The organism is Pseudomonas sp. C9 (assembly GCF_002000165.1).
Lineage (GTDB): Bacteria > Pseudomonadota > Gammaproteobacteria > Pseudomonadales > Pseudomonadaceae > Aquipseudomonas.
The window spans coordinates 96,005-117,027 of record NZ_MPAK01000001.1 but is presented as its reverse complement, the minus strand read 5'-3'; the positions used below and the strand labels follow the sequence as shown (position 1 = coordinate 117,027).

The 21,023-nt window shown below is 59.5% G+C and carries 17 protein-coding genes; 6 read left to right on the top strand and 11 right to left on the bottom strand.

The genetic code is table 11. The features are described 5' to 3' along the window. Window positions 1–81: 81 nt before the first annotated feature. On the top strand, window positions 82–708 hold the full coding sequence (locus BMS17_RS00485; RefSeq protein WP_077430181.1) for a dihydrofolate reductase family protein: 627 nt from the start codon (window positions 82–84) through the stop codon (window positions 706–708). 131 nt (window positions 709–839) lie between these two features. Here the strand turns inward: BMS17_RS00485 and BMS17_RS00480 are convergent, their stop codons facing one another. The 5 genes from BMS17_RS00480 to BMS17_RS00460 form a co-directional block, all read right to left on the bottom strand. Further along, entirely contained in the window at window positions 840–1,202 is a 363-nt protein-coding gene (locus tag BMS17_RS00480; protein ID WP_077430180.1) for a DUF6124 family protein, read from the bottom strand. Window positions 1,203–1,669: 467 nt separating this feature from the next. After that, window positions 1,670–2,623, bottom strand: coding sequence for an alkene reductase (locus BMS17_RS00475; protein ID WP_256577117.1), 954 nt, complete (start codon window positions 2,621–2,623; stop codon window positions 1,670–1,672). 45 nt (window positions 2,624–2,668) lie between these two features. After that, window positions 2,669–3,970: an FAD-binding oxidoreductase gene (locus BMS17_RS00470; RefSeq protein ID WP_077430178.1), complete on the bottom strand. Its 1,302-nt coding sequence runs from the start codon at window positions 3,968–3,970 to the stop codon at window positions 2,669–2,671. After that, entirely contained in the window at window positions 3,967–5,055 is a 1,089-nt protein-coding gene (locus BMS17_RS00465) for a polyamine ABC transporter substrate-binding protein (protein ID WP_046027294.1), read from the bottom strand. The genes BMS17_RS00470 and BMS17_RS00465 overlap by 4 nt, the downstream gene beginning before the upstream one ends. A gap of 154 nt (window positions 5,056–5,209) precedes the next feature. Beyond that, window positions 5,210–6,568: a glutamine synthetase family protein gene (locus BMS17_RS00460; protein ID WP_077430177.1), complete on the bottom strand. Its 1,359-nt coding sequence runs from the start codon at window positions 6,566–6,568 to the stop codon at window positions 5,210–5,212. 161 nt (window positions 6,569–6,729) lie between these two features. Between BMS17_RS00460 and BMS17_RS00455 the strand changes: the two genes are divergently transcribed. Beyond that, on the top strand, window positions 6,730–7,638 hold the full coding sequence (locus BMS17_RS00455) for a helix-turn-helix domain-containing protein (protein WP_046027292.1): 909 nt from the start codon (window positions 6,730–6,732) through the stop codon (window positions 7,636–7,638). Here the strand turns inward: BMS17_RS00455 and BMS17_RS00450 are convergent, their stop codons facing one another. Next, a complete protein-coding gene (locus BMS17_RS00450) occupies window positions 7,639–10,029 on the bottom strand; it encodes a DUF3772 domain-containing protein (RefSeq protein ID WP_077430176.1) in 2,391 nt (796 codons plus the stop codon). A gap of 204 nt (window positions 10,030–10,233) precedes the next feature. On the opposite strand from BMS17_RS00450, the gene BMS17_RS00445 reads away from it, so the two are divergent. Continuing rightward, window positions 10,234–10,689 (top strand): YMGG-like glycine zipper-containing protein, encoded by a 456-nt coding sequence (locus BMS17_RS00445; protein WP_046027856.1) that lies wholly within the window; start codon window positions 10,234–10,236, stop codon window positions 10,687–10,689. On the opposite strand, the gene BMS17_RS00440 is transcribed toward BMS17_RS00445, so the two are convergent. The 5 genes from BMS17_RS00440 to BMS17_RS00420 all read right to left on the bottom strand — a co-directional run bounded on the left by BMS17_RS00440 (window position 10,674) and on the right by BMS17_RS00420 (window position 16,479). Beyond that, a complete protein-coding gene (locus BMS17_RS00440) occupies window positions 10,674–11,702 on the bottom strand; it encodes a DUF2955 domain-containing protein (protein ID WP_046027290.1) in 1,029 nt (342 codons plus the stop codon). The two genes, BMS17_RS00445 and BMS17_RS00440, sit on opposite strands and share 16 nt — an antisense overlap. Then, a complete protein-coding gene (locus tag BMS17_RS00435) occupies window positions 11,692–12,819 on the bottom strand; it encodes an HlyD family secretion protein (protein WP_077430175.1) in 1,128 nt (375 codons plus the stop codon). The genes BMS17_RS00440 and BMS17_RS00435 overlap by 11 nt, the downstream gene beginning before the upstream one ends. Beyond that, a complete protein-coding gene (locus tag BMS17_RS00430; RefSeq protein WP_077430174.1) occupies window positions 12,812–14,368 on the bottom strand; it encodes an efflux transporter outer membrane subunit in 1,557 nt (518 codons plus the stop codon). Before BMS17_RS00430 ends, BMS17_RS00435 begins: the two co-directional genes overlap by 8 nt. 77 nt (window positions 14,369–14,445) lie before the next feature. Next, window positions 14,446–15,078 carry a response regulator transcription factor gene (locus tag BMS17_RS00425; RefSeq protein WP_046027287.1) on the bottom strand — a complete coding sequence of 211 codons (633 nt, stop codon included), beginning with the start codon at window positions 15,076–15,078 and terminating at the stop codon, window positions 14,446–14,448. Window positions 15,079–15,111: 33 nt separating this feature from the next. After that, complete coding sequence (locus BMS17_RS00420) at window positions 15,112–16,479, bottom strand: cache domain-containing protein (RefSeq protein ID WP_046027286.1); 1,368 nt, start codon at window positions 16,477–16,479, stop codon at window positions 15,112–15,114. Window positions 16,480–16,878: 399 nt separating this feature from the next. On the opposite strand from BMS17_RS00420, the gene BMS17_RS00415 reads away from it, so the two are divergent. The 3 genes from BMS17_RS00415 to BMS17_RS00405 all read left to right on the top strand — a co-directional run bounded on the left by BMS17_RS00415 (window position 16,879) and on the right by BMS17_RS00405 (window position 21,006). Further along, a complete protein-coding gene (locus tag BMS17_RS00415) occupies window positions 16,879–18,939 on the top strand; it encodes a carbon starvation CstA family protein (RefSeq protein WP_046027285.1) in 2,061 nt (686 codons plus the stop codon). After that, window positions 18,929–19,129 (top strand): YbdD/YjiX family protein, encoded by a 201-nt coding sequence (locus BMS17_RS00410; RefSeq protein ID WP_046027284.1) that lies wholly within the window; start codon window positions 18,929–18,931, stop codon window positions 19,127–19,129. The genes BMS17_RS00415 and BMS17_RS00410 overlap by 11 nt, the downstream gene beginning before the upstream one ends. Before the next feature lie 266 nt (window positions 19,130–19,395). After that, complete coding sequence (locus BMS17_RS00405) at window positions 19,396–21,006, top strand: mechanosensitive ion channel family protein (protein ID WP_077430173.1); 1,611 nt, start codon at window positions 19,396–19,398, stop codon at window positions 21,004–21,006. Window positions 21,007–21,023: the final 17 nt, after the last annotated feature.

Below are 21,023 nucleotides of genomic sequence, written 5' to 3'. Positions count from 1 at the left end.
CGACTAACAAACAGGGAATGAATCTGTCGCATCGCACCGATCTCAGGCATTCCCTGTACGAGAACTCACCGGGAGAAGACCATGCGCAAGCTCACCGTTGCCGCATTCATGAGTCTGGATGGCGTTATGCAAGCGCCGGGCGGGCCGGAAGAAGACACCAGTGGCGAATTCCGCTTCGGTGGCTGGATCGTGCCTTACGCCGACAAAGTCTCCGGCCAGGCGATACAGGATCTGTTTTCGCAGCCGTTCGAGTTGCTGCTGGGGCGGCGCACTTACGACATATTCGCGGCGTACTGGCCCCACAGACCTGCCGACTCCAACAGTCATGACATCGCCAGCCTGTTCAACAGCGTCCCCAAGCATGTAGCCACGCATCGCCCCGAGACGCTGGATTGGCACAACAGTCATGCATTGCAAGGAAACCTTGTCGACGCGATCCGCACGCTCAAGCACCGCGACGGCGCTGACCTGTTGACGCAGGGCAGCGGCAATCTGGTGCATCAACTGCTCGCCGCCGGGTTGGTCGACGAACTTCGGCTGATGACGTTTCCCGTGGTTCTGGGACGCGGCAAGCGCTTGTTCGACGACACGGCGCAACCTGAGGCCTTCACATTGGTGAACTCGATAAGTACACCGAACGGTGTGTTGATCAACCGCTACGTGCGCGACGGGGAGGTCCGCACTGGAACGTTTGATGAAGGTGAATAGAGTGGCCATGCTTGCGGGTTCGCGGTCTTTTGTTCCTCCCGCTGGGTAACCACTTCTGGCCGATAGCCGCCAGAACAGGCTACATCTCTCTCTGTGGCGACGAACCGGTTCTTCGCCACAGAGGATCGTGCTTATTCCTTCAGTTCAACCTTATCCAGCGCCTGATTCACCGCCAATTCCCCCAACATGACCACTTGGGTAATTCCCAGTAGCGTCCTGCGGTGTGAATTCTCCAATAACGCCGCCAAATTACTGAGCATGGTGGCCGCAGAGCCCAATGATTCGCTGGCGTTGGCCAGCAGGGATTCGGTGTCGTACTTGGGGTTGGCGAGGAACATCGGTTCGGGTTCGTGGGTGCTGGCCATGATCTGGGCAGCCGGGTTGAGGTAGTGGTCGAGGGCGCGTTCGGCCGCTTCGTGGAGTTTTTTCGAATCGAGGGATTCGTAGGGCGATGCCGGATCGGTGTCCGGTGGGTTGGGTGTTGGTTTGATCATAGTGAAACTCCTAATTGAAAACGGAGCCTTCACCCACGCTACCAAACGATGGGTGGCGGCCATACGCGGGTTGGTAGACCGGTAACTAGGAACCCGGCGCTCCCATGGGAGCCCTGCGCATGGCCACCATAAAGCAGAGACTTGAACAGTTCTGCAAACGGTGCGCTATGCGACTAGTTATACCGGGCTACCAAACCCGATCACTGTTTTTCAGTGACCCAGCCACGATAGAACCCGTGCCCTAGACGCACAAGCCGGCGGATTCTGTCTTACCCGTAGGCGATGACGCAAGGCGTTGTAGCCTTCGGGTGGTAACAGGAGGCTTCGTTTAAACAGGCGGGAACTTCGTTGTTTAAGCGTCCGTTCGCAGCGCCTGATCCGTTGATTGCGCGCCCAAAGCAAATAGCCCCCGCAAGGAGGCTTCATTGGGTCTTTGCGCGACAGAAGCTCGCGCTCGAAGTGAGACGTTACGCCGTCGCTTCTTCTTTATAGAACGCGTAGTCGGTGTAGCCCACTTCGGTACCGCCAAAGAAGGTTGGGCGGTCATAAGCGTTCAGCGGCAGATTGTGGCGCAGGCGCTCCGGCAAGTCCGGGTTGGCGATGAAGTGGCGACCGAAGGCAACCAGATCGGCGTCACCCGCTTGAAGAATGGCTTCTGCGTATTCACCGTTGAAGCCACCGGCAGCGATGATCACGCCGTTGTAATGCTGGCGAATCATCTGGGCAGCTACGGGGGCAGGGCTGGCATTTTCGTCCTCGATGTTGCCCAGGATGCGCGGGTCGATCAGGTGCAGGTAAGCCAGGTTCAGCGGCGCCAGTTGTTGCGCTACGTAGGTAAACAGGGCTTCTGGATTGCTGTCACCCATGTCACCCCAGGTGCCGCCTGGGCCGATGCGCACGGCAACACGTTCGCTACCCCAGACCGAAATCAGCGCATTGGTGACTTCCAGCAGAAAACGTGCGCGGTTTTCAAATGAGCCACCGTAAATGTCGGTGCGTTTGTTGCTGTTGTCTTGCAGGAACTGGTCGACCAGATAACCGTTGGCGCCATGCAGATCCACGCCGTCAAAACCGGCTTTCACGCCGCGTTCAGCTGCGGTGCGGAAGTTTTCTACCTGCTCTGCGATCTCTTCGATGGTCAGGTCGCGGTTCGGGGTATTGGGCACCCAACCTTCGGTGGTGTGAGCCACGCCGCCGTGCAGGACTTCCGATGGGCCGACCGGGATGCTGTCTTCAGGCTGCACGTCGACATTGGATTGGCGACCTGCATGATAAAGCTGCAGGAAGATCTTGCCGCCTTTGGTGTGCACGGCGTAAGTGATGTGTTTCCAACCCGCTATCTGGCTGTCGTCGAACAGGCCAGGTGCGCCGAGATAGCCGTTGCCGTTTGGTGCGGCGATGGTGGCTTCACCGATAAGCAAACCGCCTTCGGAAGACGGAGGGGGCAGGCCCCTCGCCATACGCCGTTAACCCAACATTTCGCGCATCCGGTACCACAGCATGCCCAGCGCCAGCAGTGGCGAACGCAGGGCGCGGCCGCCGGGGAAAGTCATGTGCGGCACGGCGCTGAATACGTCGAAGCCTTGGCTGTGGCCCGCGTGGATGGCTTCGCCCAAGAGCTTGGCGCACCAGTGCGTGACGTTCAGGCCATGGCCGGAGTAGCCCTGGGCGTAGAACACGTTCGGGTGCTGGCTCAAGCGTCCGACCTGGGGGAAGCGATTGGCCGAGATGCCGATCATGCCGCCCCATTGGTAATCGATCCGCACATTGGCCAATTGCGGAAATACCTTCAGCATTTGCGGGCGCATGTAGGCGGCAATGTCTGCCGGATCGCGCCCGGAATAGTGGCAGGCACCGCCGAACAGCAAGCGCCGGTCCGCCGAGAGCCGGTAATAATCCAGGCCGACCTTCTGATCGCACAGGGCGACGTTATGCGGGATCAGTTGGGCGGCAGCGTCCTTCGACAGGGGCTCGGTGGCGATGATGTAACTGCCCGCCGGCAGCACCTTGCCGCTGAGCTTGGGTTCGAGTTCCTCCAGGTGCGCGTTGCAGGCCAGCACCAGGCTGGCGGCGCGTACCGTGCCGCCGGCACACCGAACCTGCACGGTGCTGCCATGGATCAACTCCAGCACCGGGCTCTGTTCAAAGATCCGTACACCAAGCGACTCCGCCAGTTTCGCTTCGCCCAGGACCAGGTTCAACGGGTGCAAGTGCCCCGACCCCATGTCCACCAGGCCGCCGGCATATACGCCGGAATTGACGACGTGCTCGCGGATCTGCCCGGGTTCGACCAGGCGGGTTTCATGGGCGTAACCCGATTCGATCAGTTGCGCGTGTTCGGCCTTCAGCCCGGCGAACTGCGCCGGGGTGTTGGCCAGTTCGCAGAAGCCCCAGCGCAGGTCGCAATCGATGCCGTGTTCGCGAATCCGATTGCCCACGACCTGTACCGATTCAACTCCGGCGCGTTCCAGATAACGTACACCTTCGGCGCCGACATGCCGGGCGAACCCGCTGACGTCGTGGCCGATGCCGCGAATCAACTGGCCGCCATTGCGTCCACTGGCGCCCCAGCCAATTCGCCGGGCCTCCAGCAGGATCACCGAGAGCCCGCGCTGGGCCAGTTCGATGGCGGTGTTGACGCCGGTGAAACCGCCGCCGATCACGCAGACATCGGCGGTCAGGTCCTCGGCCAGTGCCGGGCGCGGCGTCAGGCTATTAGCCGATGCGGCGTAGTAGGAATGGGCGTGTTCGTTGGTGTACTGATTCATTTGTTGGACTTCACTTTGCTCCACGAACGGGTCATCAGACGCATGATCGACTGGGGTGGAGTGGTGGAAATATAGAGCTTGTCGAGGACTTCCTGTGGCGGGTACACCTCAGGATTGTTCACCAGCTCCGGGTCCATGAACGGCTTGGCGGCCGGGTTCGGGTTGGCGTAACCGACCGAAGCGCTGACCTTGGCAATCACTTGCGGGTCCAGCAGGTTGTTGATGAACGCATGGGCTTCTTTTGGATTGCTCGCGTCGGCAGGAACGGCCAGCAAGTCGAACCACAGGTTGCTGCCTTCCTTGGGAATGGCGTAGGCGATGTTCACGCCATTCTTGGCTTCCTTGGCCCGGTTGGCCGCCTGGAACACGTCACCGGAGTAGCCGAAGGCCACGCAAATATCACCGTTGGCCAGGTCCGAAACGTACTTGGAAGAATGGAAGTAGGTGATGTAAGGGCGGATGCTCAGCAGCTTGGCTTCGGCCTTTTTGAAGTCTTCAGGGTTTTCGCTGCGCGGGTCCATGCCCATGTAATTGAGGACGGCCGGGAACACTTCATCGGCCGAGTCCATCATCGACACGCCGCACTGGCTGAGTTTCTTGATGTTTTCCGGTTCGAACAGGACCTCCCAGGAATCGATGTGATCGATGCCCAGCACTTGCTTGACCTTGTCGACGTTGTAGCCGATGCCGTTGGTGCCCCACAGGTACGGCACGGAGTGCGCGTTTTCAGGGTCGTTTTTCTCAAGCAACGCCAACAGTTTCGGGTCGAGGTTCTTGAAATTCGGCAGTTGTTCTCGGTCCAGCTTCAGGAACGCGCCGGCTTTGACCTGGCGTGCCAGAAAGTGGTTGGACGGCACCACCACGTCATAGCCAGTGCGGCCTGCGAGCAATTTGCCTTCCAGGGTTTCGTTGGAGTCGAAAACGTCGTAGATCACCTTGATTCCGGTTTTGGCCTGGAAGTCGGCGAGGGTGGTTTCGCCGATGTAATCGGTCCAGTTATAGACGCTGACCTGTGGCTGAGCCTGCGCAACGGCGCTGAACAGGACGGCCAGCGCGACCGGGACCACGGATTTCAATAGACGCATATCGACACCTCTTCTAATTATTGGATTCTTCCAGAGATTCTTGATCGGTTCTCTGTGGGAGCGGGCTTGCCCGCGAAGAGGACGGCACATTCAACATCATCGTTGACTGACAGAATGCCATCGCGGGCAAGCCCGCTCCCACAGGGGCAAGTGGTTAGACGCTAAGCAGCAGGAACTCGCGCTCCCAGGAACTGATCACCCGTTTGAAGTTCTCGTGTTCCGCACGCTTCACCGCGACGTATCCGCGGACAAACTTGTTGCCCAGGTAACGTTCGATGGTTTCGCACTCTTCCATCTGGGTCAGGGCGTCTTCAATGGTGATCGGCAGGCGCAGGTTGCGACGTTCATAGGCGCGCCCTTGCACCGCAGCACTTGGTTCGATGCGCTCGACCATTCCCAAATAACCGCACAACAGGCTGGCGGCAATCGCCAGATAAGGGTTGGCGTCGGCGCCCGGCAAGCGGTTTTCCACGCGCATGGCATCGGGTGACGAAGTCGGCACACGCAGGCCGACAGTGCGGTTTTCTTCGCCCCACTCGACGTTGACCGGTGCCGAGGTGTCAGGCAGGAAGCGGCGGAACGAGTTCACGTTGGGCGCGAACATCGGCAGCACTTTAGGGATGTACTTTTGCAAGCCGCCGATGTGGTGCAGGAACAGCTCGCTCATGGTGCCGTCGGCATCGGCGAAGATCGGCTTGCCGGTGGCGATGTCGACCACGCTCTGGTGAATGTGCATGGCGCTGCCGGGCTCGTCGCCAATCGGCTTGGCCATGAAGGTCGCCGCGACGTTGTGCTTGAGTGCGGCCTCACGCATGGTGCGCTTGAACACGGTGATCTGGTCGGCCAGGTCTAGCGCGTCGCCGTGACGGAAGTTGATTTCCATCTGCGCCGGGCCGTCTTCGTGGATCAGCGTGTCGAGGTCCAGGCCTTGCAGTTCACACCAGTCGTAGACGTCTTCGAACAGCGGGTCGAATTCGTTGGCGGCGTCGATCGAAAAAGACTGACGACCACTTTCAGCTCGGCCCGAACGGCCCATCGGTGCTTTGAGCGGCAAGTCCGGATCTTCGCAGCGCTGGGTCAGGTAGAACTCCATTTCCGGTGCGACAATTGGCTTCCAGCCTTTGTCGGTGTACAGCTGCAACACTTTCTTCAGCACGTTGCGCGGCGACAATTCGATCGGGTTGCCGAACTTGTCGAAAGTGTCATGGATGACGATCGCGGTGGGCTCGATGGCCCATGGGATCACGTAAACCGCGTCGGCCACCGGCTTGCAAACCATGTCGATGTCGGCCGGGTCGAGCAGGTCGTAGTAAATGTCGTCGTCGACAAAGTCCCCGGTTACCGTTTGCAAAAGCACACTTTCCGGCAGGCGCATGCCTCGCTCATGCAGGAACTTGTTGGTGGGTGCAATTTTGCCGCGTGCAATGCCGGTCAAGTCGCTGACCACACATTCGACTTCGGTAATCTTGTGATCTTTCAGCCAAGTGAACAGCTGATCGAAAGGGGCATTCATAAAGACCTCATTATTGGTTTTATTAACGTCGGGGAGAGCGGTTTCATCCACCGGACTCTTCCCCTGTGACGCGTTGACGACTATCTTGGGCGAGCCTTGCAGTTCCATCTATCCACTTTAAGCAGCACCAAAACGCACCAAACGAGTGCGTAAGGTCACCCATGTCAGCGTCCAGTCCGATACAGGTTCAAGCGTTCAACACCGAAGATGTCGCCGAGCAAATCCGCGCTACACCGGGTTGGGTCCAGCACTATCAGCAGATGTCCCCCGGGCATTTCGCCGGGCGAGTGCGCTATCTCGATTTGCACGGGGTGGAGATTTACGAAGAGCAGATGAACACCCGGGTCGAGCAGAATTTCAGCGCGCCCGAAGGTTCACTGGCGTTCTGTTTCGATCGCAGTGACAACGCGCTGTACGTGCTCAATGGCGAAAGCCGCAACATCTGGATCACCCCGGAGAACTACCAGGAAATCGCCGTGGTGTTCGGTCCCGACTTCGTTCAGCGACACGGTTTGAACGTGGCGCGGCTGGAAGGGTTGTTCATGTCGCCGCTGAACTCGGGACAGAACGCGTTGTTCAGCCGCTGGTTGAGCGGCACGCTGACCCGACTGGCAGAAACCCTCGACCCGCCGAGCAAGGAAGCCCTGACGCAGCAGTTGCTGGAGGACTGTTTGTACATCCTCGACAACGCCTGTGTTTGTCTTGACCGGGGTGGTTTGCAGCGTCGCACCGAAGAACGCACGATCATGAAACGCATCGGCGAGTGGGCGGCCGACGCCCCGGAAGAAACCCTCAACCTGCTCGAGCTATCCCAGGTCGCCGGGGTTCCGTTGCGCCAATTGCAACATGCCTTCAAGGCCTTCACCGGGATGACGCCGACCCACTGGTTGCGCCTGCGCCGGCTCAACAGTGCACACCGTGAATTGCTGGTCAGCACGCCCAACGACACCACTGTCGCCGAAGTCGCGATGAATTGGTCGTTCTGGCATCTGGGGCGTTTTTCCAGCAGTTACCGGGCGCTGTTCAAAGAGCTTCCGAGCGAAACACTCAAGCGCGGCAGTCAGCGTTGATCAAGCCGGAGACGACGGTTTGGCCAGTTCAATGCCCGCCGCACCCAAACGTTTCAGAATTTCGAACAGCAAGTCGCTTTTGGTGATGCCGACAATTCTCGGGCTGGCGACGTAACCGGTCACGGTCAAGGTGATGCCGTCGGGCGACAGTTTGCTGAATCGCACATAGACCGCCGGTTTTTCGAGGATGGTTTCGTTCTCGCGATAACAGTCGTACAGCAGGTTTTGTACCTGCTCCGGGTCGATATCCAGCGGGAACATCAACTCGAGGCTCGCCACCCCTTGCGCACTGCCGCCCAGGGTGACGTTGCGCAGGTTTTGCGAGATCAATTGGGAATTGGGCACGATGACAATCGAGCGGTCGCTGAGTTGGATTTCGGTGGCCCTGACGTTGATTCGGCGGATGTCACCTTCGACGCCGCTGATGCTGATCAGATCGCCGACCTTGACCGGACGCTCGGTCAACAGGATCAGGCCGGAGACGAAATTCTTGACGATTTCCTGCAAGCCAAAACCGATCCCCACCGACAGGGCACTGACAATCCAGGCCAGGTTGGTCCACTTGATGCCCAGTGACGACAACGTCAGCAGGATCACCAACGCATAACCGATGTTGGCGAACAGTGTGCTCAACGAGGCGCACATACCGGGGTCCATGGCGGTTTTGGGCAGGAACTCGTCATCCAGCCAGCGGCGAAAGGCTCGAATCAGGTACACACCGACCATCAGCGCCAGGATTGCGTTGAGCAAATGGCCGGGGATGATGTTCAGCTTGCGCAAACCATCGCCGCCAAGAATGGACAGCATTTGGGTCACCAGTTGCTCGAGTGTGGTGCCAACCCCGCCGACAAACAGCGAAATGACCGCCAACAGCAGCAAGCCTGCACGACCGGCCCCGGACAAGATAATCGACATTTGCTCAAGGCGAACATCGCCAACACCAAGCAATTGCTTGATCGACTTTCCACTGGGCGTCTTGGGCGAAAACAGGTACTCGCAGCTGTCCCTGAGCAACTGAATCAACATGTAAAAGCCTGACAGGATGACGAACCCCCAGACCAGCTCATAAGTGATGAACCGTGCCAGCGATACATAGCCGATCAGCAGGGCGAACATCGAAACCACCAACGCAACAATGGTGCAGGTATAAATCAGGCCGGCAACGGCGGTGCCCGTTTCAGTGGTGTCTCCTGATGCCACCGCAAGCCTGCGCGCATGGCTGGCACGACGGAACAAGAGGATAAGAATCAACGTGACCACCAACGCGATCAGGCCTCGCCCAAAGAGTATTGCGGAGGAGCTCATGCCGGTTACGTTGGTGATCTGGGCCGCCGATACCAGCCCGAGCAAGGCTGCGGCCAACACCCTGGGATAGGGTTTGATGGCCTCTGCAACGGAGTCGGAGATAGCGGGCAGCCGCCAGGAGGGATGCTGGTTCGCCAGCAATGCCCGGCTTAAACCGGTGATCAGGACGCAGGTGTAAATGAGCCTTTCGAGTTCCTCGGCAAAGTTCTGGATCATCGGCGACAGTGGCAGTTGTCGCGTGAGCGCATAAAACAACAATTGCACTGCACAGATGGCGGTCAACAATGTTGCCACGACCGACGCCAGTGCCAGCGTGCTTCGACGCAATCGCCCGGCCGGTATGCGATGGATGCAAATCCAGGTCAGCCCGCGATCAGCCACTTTGCGCCCCCAGGACCAGATGGCCAGGGCCAGCATGATCAGCAGGACAGCCGACAGGCGTTCACCGGGTTGCCAGGCGGCCGCGAGGGTGTCGCTGATCTGTTGAATGAATTCCCTGAGTCGCAGGCGATCTTCCCTGTTGGGGTGAATCAACGGCTGCCAGAACTCCAGCCCCAGGATGCTGCCGCTGCGAAGGGTGACTTCGCTTTCCAGCAGACTGCGCCGAATGCCGGCAATTTGAGTCATCAGATCGAGGGCGCTGGCTCTGAGTGCTGCCAGGGTTTGCAGGCTGAAATCGACTTTTTTCTTCTGCTCGGTCAGATCGGTTCTTTGCGTGGTGATATCCGATTTCTCTACTGCGACACCGCCGAGCGAGACGGGGCCGCTCAATACATCCAGCTGGGCTTGCAATTGCTTTTGTTCGGGAAGCAGCGCTGATTGCAGCCTGTCCACGTCATTGATAAACAACTGAACGGAATCCTGCAGGCCGAACATCATGATGACGTTATTGGCCAAGGAAACCTGCTGTTTAATCTGGTCCAGGCGCATTTGCAGGTCTTGCAATGCGGAGGGTGACACCTCTGACGCCGCAGGGTCTGGTGTAATGACTGCAGACGCCGGAGGATCGGTGGCGGACAGCGCGGCGCCACTTTGCAGCAGCAGCGTAAGCGCGACGAAAATCGCTGACATCAATGCATGACGCATAGGCGTGCCCGGCCCCGTTGTGGCTCACTCAACCCTTGAGGTTAGGTCATCAGGCCAAAACGATCGAAAAGTTTCATGTTGGCCGGCCGCGACCGACCTCAATGACCCTCAGGCGGGTGTGATGGCTGATCTACACTTCAAGATGCTCAATAAAGTGCGGGGCCCGTGGTCAACGGTCTGCTCGGTGCCGCACAGGAGGTGATCATGCATACGTTGTCTTCCATCAGCCTGTGTGTCGCATTGTCGGTTTCGTCCGCCCAGGGCTGGGCTGAAACCGTAGTGCCGACCAAAGGCCAGAGTTCGCAACAAACCCAGTTGGACATTAACGAGTGCCATAGCGTGGCTGCCAGTCAGACGGCGTCCACTAGCACGTCCTCTTCCGGTGGCAGGGTCAAAGGGGCGGCAGTGGGGGCGACAGCCGGGGCCGCCGCGGCTGATGTACGTGGACGTCAGCATGATGAGTTTTATGACAACGCCAACAGCGAGGTGAAGCAGGAATATCGCCAAAACCAGGCCAAAGGAGCCGCGGCGGCGGGTGTCGTGGTGGGTGGTTCGCGTCAGCGTCAGGAACGTCGGGAAAATGAGAAAACCAGCGCCGCCACCACGTCGACGGCCTATACCAGTTGCCTGCAAGGCAAGGGTTATCAGGTCAACCCTTGAGCTTGTGTTTGTACTGGACGGTCAAGCAACCGAACCATCAGGTACGCGTACAACGTGACGGCCATGAACAGCCCCATGCGCACGGCGAAGGCGGTGTAGACGTCTTTGCCCAAGGCGCTGTCCTGCACTGACTGGCCCAGCAGGATAATCAACGTGATAAAGGTGTTGAGCCACAATCCCGGGCCAAACCGGCTCGGGCTCAGGGCATACAGCTTGCGCGCCAGTATCAGGCCGAACAGCAGGGTCCACAGGAAGAACATCCACAGGTGCACAAACAGGCTCAGTGCGCACCAAAACAGGATGGCCAACAAACCGCCGAGCAAGGTCGCGCCGACCAGTTCGCGACCGGCATTGCGGGCGCTGGTCGTGTTGCATTGCTGACCCAGGCCGACCGCTTTCAAAATGATCGGCAGGTAGCTCGCCGGGTCGATCATTGCCAGTAGAAATGTTGGCAAGACAATCAAGGTTGCTCGCAACGCAATCCGACTGGCTTCTTCACCTACCGGTGGTGGGGCGGCTGGGGGCGATGGCGCATTGGCAGGTTCGGGGAACATCCAATGACTGATCGCAATCACCATCACCGCCATTAACAAACCCTTGACCAGCGCGCCAATGACCATTGCCGCCGCGTCGAACTCGGCGACGCCTGCCGACGAGATCATGGTCAGGCCCATCACCAGCAACGTCACGATCAGGTTATTGCCGCCACTGAGTCCCCAGCGGAACACCAAAAACAGGCTGACCGCGACCAGCAGCACGCCGCTTAGCGGGTAATAGCGCAGGATCGGGATGAGCAGCAGGCCGATGCCGGTGGTCAGCATCGCGACCAGTGCCAGAACGATCGCGGCCTTGAAGGGTAACGGTCGATTGACCGAGGCCAGGAGCAACAGGCACAGCACAGGCGCAAGAAACGGAATGGGCAACGCCAGGCCGAAACTGACCGCCAGGCACAATGCCGTGCCAGTGGCCAGCCGTAAGGCACGCTGCTCCCGTGGGGTACGTTTAGTAGGCATAAGACAGCCAGCTCATCAGGCGTAAATAGAGCCGGCCAAGCGGGTTGAGCAGACTGCCTTCGCTAGTAAAGGCCATGACTTCAGCCTGCCCACCGGCACGAATGCCACCGCTGCCAAGCAGCGCGCTCATAGACTCCTGGGAAAACTCGATAATCACTGGGAACCGTTGTGCGGGGCGTAGCCAGTCCCGGCTGTTTTGAATGCCGGGCAAGGTGCCGGGCGGGGTTGGCTGTCCGACGCTGATGCCATAACCGACGCTACGTACGTGGCCCGAGTAAACTTCGCCTGGCATCGAATCGAGCACAATGGACACCGGCGTGTCGGGCCCGACATGACCAAGGTTGTTCTCGGTCATGTCGGCCGTGATCCAGATGTCCTGAATGGTGATCAGGGTCATGACGGGGCCGCCCGCCGAGGCGAATTGCCCGACATCGGTACGCAGGTCGGTGATCAACCCTGCCGAACGCGCGCGTGTCTGCGTGTTGGACAGGTCCAGTTCGGCTTTTGACAGGGTCGTAGCGGCGCTGCGCAATTTTGCGTTGACGTCTTCGCCGCCGCCTTCCGTTTCTTTGGCTCGTTCTACTTCAGCGCGAGCAGCGGCGGTTTGACTGACTGCCGCGTCGCGGGTGGTGCGTGACATTTCGAGCACGCGTACGGAGATGGTCCCCGGGTCTTCACGGTACAACCCTTCAAGGCGCTGATTCTCCTGACGTGCCTTGGTTTCATTGGCCTGTGCGGTGCGCAGAGTCGCTTGCGCCGAGGCAATCCCCGCGGTGCTGGCGCCTAATTGCCGGCGTGTTGTTTCAAGGTCGGCGCGGGCACGGTCGACGGCAATCTTGAAGGGGGCCGGGTCCACCTCGAAGAGTACGTCGCCGGCCTTGACGGTCTGATTGTTGTGGACGTTCACGCGGATCACCCGACCCGCGACCTCCGATGCCACCGGAATCACCAGCGCGCCCACGCGCGCTTGTTGCGTATACGGCGTGAAACGGTCGGCCAGCAAGTACCAGACCAGGCTCAGGATGATCAGTATCAACACCCACTTGATGCCTTTTTTAACCGGGTCGGCCGCCACCGGTTCGGCGGTGTCGGGGGAGGGCTGCGAGGCTTCACTCATGGCTAGTTTCCTTGTCAGGCAGCGGGTAAGCGGGCAGCGCGGCGTTGGGCTCATCCAGCATGTTGCCCCAATCAGTGCGTTTTTCCATCAGCTGGCGGGTGGCCGGGTCCACACGGGGCAGGGCGGAGTACCAACCGCCGCCCAAGGCCTTGTACAGGGCGATGACATTGCTGACTGCATTACCGCGTGCGAGCAGGTAATTGTCCTGTTGTTGGAGCAACGCGCGTTGAGCGTCCAGCACCCGCTGAAAGTCAGCGTAACCTTCGCGGAATTGGACGCTGGCCAGCACCAGCGAACGTTCGGCAGCCCCTCCGGCGTCGCGCAGGATGCGTTCGCTCTCCAGTGACTGGATCAGGCCGTTGGCCGCATCATCGGCCTCGCGTGCGGCTTGGCGTACCTTGTCGCGGTAGGCTTCGATCAACTGCTGCAACCGCGCGTCCTGGACGCGCACGTTGTTGGCGATCTGCCCGTGATCGAACACATTCCAGCGCAGACTGGGGCCACCGACCAGGTCCAGGCTGCTGGACGTGCCATGGAGCGTATCGGTCGACCAGACAATGCTGCCGAGCAGCGTCAGCGACGGATAGAAATCGCTTTCGGCCACGCCAATCAGCGCCCCTTGCGCCGCGACGTTCAGTTCAGCCGCTCGTACATCCGGTCGACGCAGCAGCAGGGTGGCGGGCACATCTTGCAGCACGGCGCGATCAACCAGCGGGATCAGGCTTTCGTTGTCGACCACCTGTGGCAACGTGCCCGGCGGTTGCCCGATCAGCACCGCCAAGGCGTTGCGCGTACGTTGCAATTGGTCCAGCAGGCCGGGAATAGTGGCCAGCGTGCCCAAGTACTGGGTTTTGGCCTGTTGCAGATCGAGTTCAGCGTCCTGGCCGCTGTTGAACAGTTTTTCGGTGATCTCGAAATTGCGTTTTTGCTGCTTGGCGTTTTCACGCGCGACTCGCAAACGGGCGTCCGTGGTGCGCAATGAAAAGTAGGCATCCGCCACCTGGGCGCGCACCAATACCAGAACGTCTTCGTAGTTGGCCTGGGCGGCAAAATAACTGGCATCGGCCGACTCGATGGCGCGACTGAAACGCCCCCAGAAGTCGAGCTCCCAGCCGATGTCAAACGCGGCACTGTGCTGCCAGAAATTATTGTCCTTGGGGTTGTTGCCACCGTATTGGTGACGCTTGACGTACAAGCTGTCGGCGCTGGCTTGCTGCAGTTGCGGGTACAGCCCGCTTTGCGCAATGCCCAGTTGGGCGCGGGACTCCATGACGTTCAACCCGGCAATTCTAAGGCTGGAGTTGTAGGCATCCGCTTGCGTAATCAGTTTATCGAGCACCGGGTCGCGGAAAATGTGCCACCACTGTCGCAGATCCGGATTGGCGCCGCGTTGGCTGGATTGCTCAAGGGCAGGGGAGTCCCATGTTTTGCTCCACTCCTCAGCCGGCGGCTGGAAGTCCGGTCCCAGACGAATGCAGCCGCTCAGGCCCAGAGCTCCCAGAAGGATGAGGTGGGCCGGGCGTATCAAAGGGGATCGACTTGGAGGCATTGTCCAGTGTCCAGCCAAGAAAGATCACTGGAGCATAGACGCCCGAGCGCATTGTCGAGGCCGGCGTTGGCTTTTTCTTAGCGGGAAATAATCCCGTGATCGATCGCGTACTTGACCAGCGCCGCAGGTTTGTCGATGTTGAGTTTGCGGCGGATGCTCAAGCGATGGGTTTCGACCGTGCGCACGCTGATGTCCAGTTCGCGGGCCATTTCCTTGTTGTTCAGCCCCTGAGCCATTTTGTACAACACCTGGCTTTCGCGCGGCGTCAGCTCGTTGTCCGAGCTTTTATCGGCGATCAGCCGCTGCGCGATTTCGGCGCTGTAGAACGTGCCGCCGCTGGCAATGGCTTCGATGGCCGCAATGATTTCCCGCGACGGTGAGTTTTTCAGGACATAGCCGCTGGCACCGGCACGAACGGATTCGCTCACGTATTCGTTATTGTCGTACATGCTCAGCACCAGCACCTTCAGTGACGGGTACTGGCTGCGCAACACACGCGTCAGCTCCAGCCCGTTCATGTCGCGCAAGCTGATGTCTACCAGCAACAAGTCCGGCTGGCAGCGCCCGACCATCTCGATGGCCTGCGCGCCACTCTCGGCTTCGCCGACCACTTCCAGGGGCGCCATGACCGCCAGCAGCGCTTTGATTCCGTCTCGGACCAGGGCGTGATCGTCGACCAGGGCAACGCGGATCGGGTAGGGCAGGTTCATCGCGGGTATTCACTCTTGTTGTCTGGGGGTGAGTCAGCGTTTCGTTGCGGGCGCTTTCATTGGCAGCAGCACGTCCAGCTCACTTCTTCCGGGCATCGATATCAGTTCGAAACGACCGCCAAAATGCTCGACACGTTCACGGATGTTACGCAAGCCGATGCCCGCGTGGCGACGTTCGACCCGGGCGACGTTGAAACCGATGCCGTCATCCACCACGCTCAGTCGTACCGATTCTCCCGCGCCGAGCAGGGTAATGGACACGTTTTTCGCCTGGGCGTGGCGTTCGATATTGGTCAGGCCTTCTTGCACGATCCGGAACAGCGCAACCGCCGCGCCATCGACCAGGTGACAATCGAACTCATTGTCGTCGTAAGTCACTTTGAGACCGCTGCGTTGCTCGAATTCGGCGGCGAGCTGGCCGATGGCCGCGCGCAGGCCCAAGGTGTCGAGCAAGGAAGAGCGCAAGTCGTGCGAGAGGCTGCGGACCTCACCGATGGCTTCGCCCAGGCGTTCGGTGGCGTCCTTTAACGTGCTCAAACCCTTGTCATGTCCCTGTTCATTTTCCAGCAGATGGCTGGCCAGCTCGAAACGAAACTTGATTGAAACCAGCAACTGGCTGATACCGTCGTGCAGCTCACGGGACACCCGAGACCGCTCATCTTCCTGCAGGCTGACGATACGCTGGGTCAGGCGCTGCAACTTTTTATCCGCCAGGCGATGTTCGCTGACGTTCAGTGTCATGCCGCTGGCGAACACAAACAGCACCGCCACCAGTGCCACGACGGCAATCGCCAGCATGGTTTTGCGAATACCCATGGCCACTTCGTCGCGGGCCTGCTGCGTGGCGCGCTCCACGTCCTCAAGGTAAATGCCGGTGCCGATCATCCAGCCCCAACGGTCCAGCATCACCACGTATGCGAGCTTGTCGGTCACTTGGCCGGAGGACGGTTTGTTCCAGGCGTAGCGCTGAAAACCTTCGCCCGATTGGGCACTTTTCAGCAGCGCCTGAATCACCGGCAAACCGTGCGGGTCTTTCATGTCCCACAGGTATTTGCCCACCAGTTCGGTCTGGCGCGCGTGCATCAGGCTGCGACCTTCGCGGTCGTAGACGAAAAAATAGCCATTGATGCCGAAGCTGAGCTTGCGCAGTTCTGCCAGCACTTGTTGCTGGGCGTTCGCGTCACCGTGGCCGTCGTCGTACAGCGGCGCGATCAGGCTTTGCGCCATTTCCACGTAGTTTTTAAGTTCGGCCCGTTTGCTGGCCAGAATGCTGTCTTCGATCAACTGCGCCTGTTGATCGCCAAGTTGGCGGTTCATCGAAATCAGCAGCGCGCAGATCACCGCGATGGCCAATACCAGCGGCAGAATCCCGAGCGCGACGATTTTGTGTTTGAGCTGCATCTTGGCTCCTGACCGGACCGAGGGAAGGCGAAGGCCCGGCATCATAGGCCAAAGATACGCTGGGCCAGTAGCGCTGCTGGACGGAATGACCACCGACCGAGGTGTCAGTCGGTTGAAATGCAAACCCCCTGTGGGAGCGGGCTTGCTCGCGAAAGCGATCCGTCAGTTGGCTTTGATGTTGACTGACACACCTCTTTCGCGAGCAAGCTCGCTCCCACAGGGTTTTGCGTTTCGACAGATAGATCAGTGGCATCTACGTAGAACTACGTAGAAACCACATACGTAGTAACGCGGATTTATTTGTAGACGGCATGCGGGGATATTGGGCCAGCTCCGCACCGCGGACACAATTATAAAAATTACCGCCGCAGTCCACTGACTGTCGGCAGGAGACACGCTATGCCCCGTCTGGCTAAACACCTCGCCTGGTTTGCCGTGGCTGTTCTGGGAGCGATTGCGCTAAGTGTCGTGGCCCTGCGCCGCGGCGAAGCGATCAACGCCCTCTGGATCGTAGTCGCAGCCGTCGCTATCTACCTTGTTGCCTACCGCTATTACAGCCTGTTCATCGCGACCAAAGTGATGCAACTGGACCCCAATCGTGCCACGCCTGCGGTCATCAATAATGATGGCCTGGATTACGTGCCGACCAATAAACACGTGTTGTTCGGTCACCACTTCGCGGCCATTGCCGGCGCGGGGCCTCTGGTCGGGCCGGTACTGGCGGCACAGATGGGTTACCTGCCCGGTACACTCTGGCTGATCGCCGGCGTGGTGTTTGCCGGTGCCGTTCAGGACTTCATGGTGTTGTTCATGTCGACCCGCCGCAACGGTCGGTCCCTGGGCGATATGGTCCGTGAAGAAATGGGTCGCATCCCCGGCACCATCGCGCTGTTTGGCTGCTTCCTGATCATGATCATCATCCTCGCGGTGCTGGCGCTGATCGTCGTGAAGGCCCTGGCCGAGAGCCCGTGGGGCATTTTCACGGTGATGGCGACCATCCCGATCGCGATGTTCATGGGCATCTACATGCGCTACATCCGCCCGGGTCGCATCGGTGAAATCTCCGTGGTCGGCGTGTTGCTGCTGCTGGGTTCGATCTGGCTGGGCGGGCAGATTGCCGCCGACCCGGTCTGGGCCAAGGCCTTTACCTTTACCGGCATCCAGATCACCTGGATGTTGATCGGCTACGGTTTTGTGGCCGCGGTGTTGCCGGTGTGGCTGATTCTGGCCCCACGTGACTACCTGTCGACCTTCCTGAAAATCGGCACCATCGTCGCCCTCGCGATCGGCATTCTGGTGACCATGCCCGAGCTGAAAATGCCCGCGCTGACCCAGTTCATCGACGGCACCGGCCCGGTATGGAAGGGCGGTCTGTTCCCGTTCCTGTTCATCACCATCGCTTGTGGCGCGGTCTCGGGATTCCATGCGCTGATTGCTTCCGGCACCACGCCGAAGTTGTTGGCCAGTGAAGGGCATGCCCGTTACATCGGTTACGGCGGCATGTTGATGGAGTCCTTCGTGGCGATCATGGCCATGGTTGCGGCTTCGGTGATCGAGCCGGGTGTGTACTTTGCGATGAACAGCCCAGCGGCATTGGTCGGCGCAGATGTTGTCTCAGTCGCTCAAACCGTCAGCAGCTGGGGTTTTGCCATTACCCCTGATGCGCTGCAAGCGGTGGCCAAGGACATCGGCGAAACCACCATCCTGGCCCGTGCCGGTGGTGCGCCGACCCTGGCGGTCGGTATTGCGCAGATCCTGCACCATGTTCTGCCGGGTGAAAACACCATGGCGTTCTGGTACCACTTCGCGATCCTGTTTGAAGCGCTGTTCATCCTGACCGCGGTAGACGCCGGGACTCGTGCCGGTCGCTTCATGCTCCAGGACTTGCTCGGCTCCTTCGTTCCGGCGCTCAAACGCACGGATTCCTGGACCGCCAACCTGATCGCCACCGCCGGTTGTGTGGCGATGTGGGGTTACTTGCTCTACCAAGGCGTGATCGATCCACTGGGCGGCATCAACACGTTGTGGCCGTTGTTCGGTATCTCGAACCAGATGCTGGCCGGTATTGCGCTGATGTTGGCCACCGTTGTGCTGATCAAAATGAAGCGTCAGCGTTATGTCTGGGTCACCATGTTGCCGGCGGTCTGGCTGTTGATCTGTACGGTGACGGCGGGCTTCATCAAGCTGTTCGATGCCAACCCGGCCATCGGTTTCCTGGCGCTGGCCAAGAAATACAGCGATGCACTGGCCAACGGTCAGGTACTGGCCCCGGCCAAGAGCATTGATCAGATGCAACATGTGATCTACAACGCCTACACCAACGCAACGCTGACGGCGCTGTTCCTGTTCGTGGTCTTCAGCATTCTGTTCTTTGCACTCAAGGTGGGTATTGCCGCCTGGGGCACCAAGGAACGCACGGATAAAGAAGCGCCATTCCAGGCCATTCCGCATGTTCAATGACCTGAGTCGCCTCGGTAAGTACCTTGGTCAGGCCGCACGCCTGATGGTCGGCATGCCGGATTACGACACCTACGTCGAGCACATGCAGAACAAACACCCGGATAAACCGGTGATGAGCTACGAAGTGTTCTTCAGGGAACGCCAGGAAGCCCGTTACGGGGGAGGGAACGGACAGACGCGCTGCTGTTGATAGCGACGTGAGTACATAAAAAACCCGGCCGATGAGGCCGGGTTTTTTAATGGTCGCGGATAAACATCCATTGCACCGTTCACGCTGAATCCGGGTTACGCCGATGTTTCGGTGTTCAGCCGTCATTTCAAACAATGGACCGGGCTCTTGCCGCGCAACTGGCAAGCACAACAACCGCCCTGAGCCCAAATCTGACAACCGTTCATCGCTGAACTACGCTGCCACACGAACCTCAGTCCTGAATTTGTGACGTAAGGAAGTGACACATGCGCAGCAGTTCGCTCGCGATTTTGATGGCTGTATTCGGGATGTTCTGGTCGGTGCTCTTGTGGGCTGAAGACGCGCCCAACGTGGTAGATCCCCCCGCTGAACTTAAAGTGGCCAACCGCAGCATCATGGTGTTTCGCGCGACGATTCTGGGTGAGGCCCCGGCGACACGGGTCAAGCGCGCCAAAGCGGTGATCAGCGACGCGCTGGACGAGACCGGTGATCTGAGCGTTACCGTCAGCCCGATCCAGAACAGTTACCTGGTGTTATTAGGGGCCCGGCGGGCGTTTATCGTTGCTCCTCACGATGTCGACAACGTGGAATTCACCTCGGTCCAGGAGGCTGCCGACAGTGCGGCGGCAAAGCTGCGTCTGGTGGTGGCCGAAACCCAGGAAGCACGCAGCTTGCAGTTGATACTCCGGTCCGCGGCCGTGGGGGCTTTGGCCACGGTCATCTATGTCGTGCTGCTCTGGGGCATGGCATCTCTGCGCCGGCGCATGATGATGAAACTGCCCGAGCTGATGGACCGGCATACCCAGGCATTGAAAGTAGGGCGCGTCCAACTGGTCGACGCCAATTACCTGTATCCGCTGGTCACCCGTTTGCTGGAGGTGTTGCGCTGGGCAGTCGTGTTGCTGCTCACGTATGAGTGGCTGGGGTTTGTCCTGTCGCGTTTCCCCTACACCCGGCCATGGGGCGAAAGCCTTAACAACTATCTGCTTGAAGTCGCCGAGTACCTGCTGCAAGGGATCGTCGGTGCCATACCCGGTCTGGGCGTGGCGCTGGCCATCTATTTCATCGCACGGGGTGCAACCGCATTCAGTCGCCGGATTCTGCGCCGCATGGCCGCCCCCGGCACCCTCAGTTGGCTGAACCATGAAACCCTGCAACCGACTCAGCGCCTGACGTCACTGGCCATCTGGTTGTTTGCCCTGGCCATGGCTTATCCCTATTTGCCAGGGGCCGGCACCGATGCCTTCAAAGGCCTATCGGTGTTGATCGGCCTGATGATTTCGCTGGGGGCTTCCAGCGTGGTTGGCCAGGCGGCGGCGGGGTTGATCCTGACCTACACGCGCACGCTGCGCCCCGGTGAGTTCGTGCGCATCGGCGAATATGAAGGCACGGTGACCGAGCTGGGTATGTTCACCACACGCATTCGCACCGGCCTGGGCGAAGTGCTGACCGTGCCCAATTCGATGATCACCGGCACGGTCACCAAGAACTATTCGCGCACCGTGCAAGGTCCGGGTTATGTGGTCGATACCGTCGTCACCATTGGGTACGACACGCCATGGCGGCAAGTCGAGGCCATGTTGCTGGAAGCCGCCAGACGCACCCCCGGTGTCCTTGAAGTGCCGCCGGCGCAGGTGTTTCAAACCGCGCTGTCGGACTTTTATCCCGAGTATCGCCTGGTGGCCCAGGCCATTCCCAGTCAGCCCCGACCTCGCGCGGTGTTGCTCAGCATGCTGCACGCCAATATTCAGGATGTGTTCAACGAACACGGCGTACAGATCATGTCGCCGCATTATCTGGGCGATCCAAAAGATGAAAAATGGGTGCCCAGAGACAAGTGGTTTACGGCGCCCGCGCAAGAACCGAAGGAACCTTGATACCGTCTGAAAGGGAG

Bases quoted from the DNA above. Each gene is read 5' to 3' on its own strand.
- BMS17_RS00485 (WP_077430181.1), top strand. From the start codon at position 82: ATGCGCAAGCTCACCGTTGCCGCATTCATGAGTCTGGATGGCGTTATG.
- BMS17_RS00480 (WP_077430180.1), bottom strand. From the start codon at position 1,202: ATGATCAAACCAACACCCAACCCACCGGACACCGATCCGGCATCGCCC.
- BMS17_RS00470 (WP_077430178.1), bottom strand. From the start codon at position 3,970: ATGAATCAGTACACCAACGAACACGCCCATTCCTACTACGCCGCATCG.
- BMS17_RS00465 (WP_046027294.1), bottom strand. From the start codon at position 5,055: ATGCGTCTATTGAAATCCGTGGTCCCGGTCGCGCTGGCCGTCCTGTTC.
- BMS17_RS00460 (WP_077430177.1), bottom strand. From the start codon at position 6,568: ATGAATGCCCCTTTCGATCAGCTGTTCACTTGGCTGAAAGATCACAAG.
- BMS17_RS00455 (WP_046027292.1), top strand. From the start codon at position 6,730: ATGTCAGCGTCCAGTCCGATACAGGTTCAAGCGTTCAACACCGAAGAT.
- BMS17_RS00450 (WP_077430176.1), bottom strand. From the start codon at position 10,029: ATGCGTCATGCATTGATGTCAGCGATTTTCGTCGCGCTTACGCTGCTG.
- BMS17_RS00445 (WP_046027856.1), top strand. From the start codon at position 10,234: ATGCATACGTTGTCTTCCATCAGCCTGTGTGTCGCATTGTCGGTTTCG.
- BMS17_RS00440 (WP_046027290.1), bottom strand. From the start codon at position 11,702: ATGCCTACTAAACGTACCCCACGGGAGCAGCGTGCCTTACGGCTGGCC.
- BMS17_RS00435 (WP_077430175.1), bottom strand. From the start codon at position 12,819: ATGAGTGAAGCCTCGCAGCCCTCCCCCGACACCGCCGAACCGGTGGCG.
- BMS17_RS00430 (WP_077430174.1), bottom strand. From the start codon at position 14,368: ATGCCTCCAAGTCGATCCCCTTTGATACGCCCGGCCCACCTCATCCTT.
- BMS17_RS00425 (WP_046027287.1), bottom strand. From the start codon at position 15,078: ATGAACCTGCCCTACCCGATCCGCGTTGCCCTGGTCGACGATCACGCC.
- BMS17_RS00420 (WP_046027286.1), bottom strand. From the start codon at position 16,479: ATGCAGCTCAAACACAAAATCGTCGCGCTCGGGATTCTGCCGCTGGTA.
- BMS17_RS00415 (WP_046027285.1), top strand. From the start codon at position 16,879: ATGCCCCGTCTGGCTAAACACCTCGCCTGGTTTGCCGTGGCTGTTCTG.
- BMS17_RS00410 (WP_046027284.1), top strand. From the start codon at position 18,929: ATGTTCAATGACCTGAGTCGCCTCGGTAAGTACCTTGGTCAGGCCGCA.
- BMS17_RS00405 (WP_077430173.1), top strand. From the start codon at position 19,396: ATGCGCAGCAGTTCGCTCGCGATTTTGATGGCTGTATTCGGGATGTTC.